Source organism: Actinomycetospora sp. (assembly GCF_055612215.1).
This window is the reverse complement of the sequence record NZ_JBVPVA010000061.1, coordinates 1-3,152: the sequence shown is the minus strand read 5'-3', so window position 1 is coordinate 3,152 and position 3,152 is coordinate 1. Positions and strand designations below refer to the sequence as shown.

At 73.4% G+C, this 3,152-nt stretch carries 3 protein-coding genes; 1 reads left to right on the top strand and 2 read right to left on the bottom strand.

Annotation, left to right across the window (positions count from 1 at the left end):
* The first annotated feature begins 104 nt into the window (after window positions 1-104).
* Window positions 105-1,040 (top strand): EamA family transporter RarD, encoded by a 936-nt coding sequence (gene rarD / locus AC0CYZ_RS01345; RefSeq protein ID WP_472211406.1) that lies wholly within the window; start codon window positions 105-107, stop codon window positions 1,038-1,040.
* A 3-nt stretch (window positions 1,041-1,043) separates the two neighbouring features.
* Here rarD and AC0CYZ_RS01340 read toward each other — a convergent pair whose 3' ends face one another.
* A complete protein-coding gene (locus AC0CYZ_RS01340; RefSeq protein ID WP_472211409.1) occupies window positions 1,044-2,078 on the bottom strand; it encodes a polyprenyl synthetase family protein in 1,035 nt (344 codons plus the stop codon).
* 49 nt (window positions 2,079-2,127) lie between these two features.
* A partial coding sequence (gene nuoN / locus AC0CYZ_RS01335) for an NADH-quinone oxidoreductase subunit NuoN (protein ID WP_472211403.1) occupies window positions 2,128-3,152 on the bottom strand: 1,025 nt, incomplete at its 5' end.

Genomic DNA, 3,152 nt, shown 5'->3' with positions numbered 1-3,152 from the left:
CGGCCGAGCCGGTGTGCCCCGTCAGACACCGAACTCCCGTGCGCCGCCCGCCGTCGCCGTGATGGGGTCGAGGGGTGGCCGACGAGGGCGAGGACCGAGCCGGCGTGATCGACCCGACGGCCCGGCCGCCCCGGTCCGGGCTGGTCGCGGCGCTCGGCGCCTACGTCTTCTGGGGCACCTTCCCCGCGTTCTGGCCGCTGCTCGAGCCGGCCGGATCGGTGGAGATCCTCGCGCACCGGATCGCGTGGACGCTCGTCGCGATGCTCGTCCTTCTCACGCTGATGCGTGGCTGGTCGCAGCTGCGGGGGCAGTCGTGGCGGACCTGGGTGACGATCACCGCGGCGTCGGCGCTCATCACCGTCAACTGGGGCGTCTACATCTGGGGCGTGACCCACGGCCGCGTCGTGGAGAGCGCCCTGGGCTACTACGTGAACCCGCTGGTCTCGGTCGTGCTCGCGGTCCTCGTCCTGGGCGAGCGGCTGCGGCGGATGCAGTGGGTGGCGGTCGGAGTCGCGACGGTGGCGGTCGCGGTGCTGTGGGCGGGAACCGGGGCGCTGCCGTGGGTCGCGCTCGTCCTCGCGGGCAGCTTCGGCTTCTACGGACTGCTCAAGAAGCGGGTGCCGCTCGCGCCGGTCGCCGGCCTGACCGCCGAGGGGTTCCTGCTCGGCCCGGTCGCGATCGGCTACCTCGTCTGGCTCCAGGAGATCGGCACCGGGACGTTCGGCCACGGCACCGTCCACACCCTGCTGCTGATCTCCGCGGGGCCGGTCACCGCCGTCCCGCTGCTGCTCTTCGCCGTGGGCGCCCGCCGGCTGCCGCTCGCCACGCTGGGCCTGCTGCAGTACGTCAACCCGACGCTGCAGTTCGTCTGGGGCGTGCTCGTGGAGCACGAGCCGATGCCGCCCGCGCGCTGGATCGGCTTCGTGCTCGTGTGGCTCGCGCTGGGCGTCTTCGCGCTCGACGGCTGGCGGGTGCACCGCCGCGAGGTCCGTGCGAGGAAGTCGGTGTCGGGGCCTCCGGTACCGGCCGCGGGTTCGTGACCCTCAGCCGACCCGCTCCACGGTGTACGCGAGCAGCGCGGACAACGCGTCGCGCGCGGGACCGGCCGGCAGCCCGGCGAGCTCGGCGCGCGCCGCGTCGGCCTGGGCGTCGAGGGCCGCCCGCGCCCGCGCGAGCCCCTCGGAGCCGCGGAGCACGTCCAGCGCCTCGGCGATGACCGCGTCGTCGGTGATCTCCTTCTCGCCGACGCCGAGCTCGCGCAGCCGGGCGGCCTCGGGGCCGCCGTCGGCGAGCGCGTAGAGCACCGGGAGCGTCGCCACCCCCTCGCGGAGGTCGGTCCCGGGGGTCTTGCCGGAGGCCCCCGACGGCGACGCGATGTCGATGATGTCGTCCGAGACCTGGAACGCCGTGCCCATGATCTCCCCGAACCGGCGCAGCGCCTCGACCTGCGCCGCGTCCGCGCCGGAGAACATCGCCCCGAACCGGCCCGCCGTGGCGATCAGCGAGCCCGTCTTCTCGGCGACGACCGCCATGTAGTGCTCGACCGGGTCGTCGCCGCGCGGCCCGCGGGTCTCGCGCATCTGGCCGGTGACGAGCTCGGCGAAGGTCTCGGCGATGATCCGCACCGCCTCCGGGCCCAGCTGCGAGACCAGGCGCGACGCGTGCGCGAACAGGTAGTCCCCGGTGAGGATCGCGACGGTGTTGTCCCAGCGCGCGTTCGCGCTCTGGGCGCCGCGGCGCAGGACGGCCTCGTCCATGACGTCGTCGTGGTAGAGCGTGGCGAGGTGCACCAGCTCCACGGAGGTCGCCGCGACGACCACCTCCTCGCTGGTGCCGCCCGCGCACTGCGCGGCCAGCAGCGTCAGCAACGGCCGGAACCGCTTGCCGCCGGCCTCGATGAGGTGCAGCGAGGTGTCCGCGACGAAGCGGTAGTCGCTGTGGACCTCCTGGCGCAGCAGGTGCTCGACGCGGTCGAGGCCCGCGGTGACCTCGGCGGCGAGTCCCTCGTCGTGGATCGGGAGGCCGGCGACCTGGGTCGCGGCCGTGGGTGAGGAGCCGGCCGGTGTGGAGCTCTGCACGGTCACATTGTCAACCTTGCCGACGTTCCGGACCCGGCGGGCCGACAACTCACCCGAGGAACCGGGCGGCGGCCGCCCAGTCCAGGGCCGCCGTCGGCACCACGCCGAGCAGGAGGGTGACCAGGACGCCGACCGTGATCGACACCGTGGTCAGCGGTCCGGGCAGGCTCACCGACGGTCCGTCGGACGCCGGCTCGGAGAAGTACATGAGCACGATGACGCGCAGGTAGAAGAACGCCGCGATCGCGCTGCACACCAACCCGACGATGACCAACGGCGCCATGCCGTCACCCAGACCGGCCGAGAACACCGCGAACTTCGCGGTGAACCCGCTGGTCAGCGGCACGCCGGCGAGCGCGAGCAGGCAGAACGACAGGGCCCCGGCCACCACCGGCGACCGGGTCCCCAGCCCGGCGTAGGCCGAGAGGTGCGTGGCCTCGCCGTCGCCGGTGCGCACCAGCGACACCAGCCCGAGGATCGCGATCGTCGTGAACCCGTAGGCGAGCAGGTAGAACAGCGTCCCGGACAGCCCGGCCGGGGTGATCGCCAGGCAGCCGATGAGCAGGAACCCCGCGTGGGCCACCGAGGAGTAGGCCACCATCCGCTTGAGGTCGGTCTGGGTGAGCCCCAGCAGCGTCCCGATGACCATCGACGCGATCGCGACCGCCCAGAGCACGCCGCGCCACTCCGCCGTCGTGGTCCCGAACGCGACCGTGAACACCCGCAGGATCGCGCCGAACGCCGCGACCTTCGTGCACGCGGCCATGAACGCCGTCACGGGGGTCGGGGCGCCCTGGTAGACGTCCGGGGTCCAGGTGTGGAACGGGCCGACGGAGGCCTTGAACATCAGCCCGACGACGAGCAGCGCGAGCCCGCCGAAGAGCAGCGTGTCCGAGCGCAGGCCGCCGGCGCCCGCGGCCGCGATGTCGGAGAGCCGCACCGAGCCGGCGTAGCAGTAGAGCAGGGCGACGCCGTAGAGGAAGAACGCCGACGCGAACGCGCCCAGCAGGAAGTACTTGACCGCCGACTCCTGGGACAGCACCCGACGACGGCGCGCCAGCCCGCAGAGCAGGT